Genomic DNA, 345 nt, shown 5'->3' on the forward strand with positions numbered 1-345 from the left:
CAGCGTGCGCAACACCATGCGCAACGCGGGCTACCAGGACTCCTCCTACCAACTGGTCTTCCAGTCCTACTTCACCCCGCTCACCCCCGACCTCCGCCCCAACGACGTCATCGGCAAGATCGCCGACGGCCGGCCCGCGTTCCCCGAGGGCCTCGCCTGGGGGGGGTACTGTGTGGTGGCGGTCCTGAGCGACGGCCTGAGGGAGGCGGCGTCGCAGGTGCCTGGTGTGCTGTACCTGGACCGGCGGCGGGTCAGCTACGGGCACGAGGTCTGCGGGGAGTGGAGGAGTGCGCGGTACGAGTACACCAACGGGGACGTGATCGGCCGCTCGGAGAAGACCCGCAG

General features: G+C 69.6%; 1 pseudogene. It reads left to right on the forward strand.

The annotated features are described in order from the left end of the window. Nucleotides 1-345 (forward strand): annotated as a pseudogene (locus tag UK12_RS42225) (hypothetical protein); the annotation flags it as partial.

Source organism: Saccharothrix sp. ST-888 (assembly GCF_000955975.1).
GTDB lineage: Bacteria > Actinomycetota > Actinomycetes > Streptomycetales > Streptomycetaceae > Kitasatospora.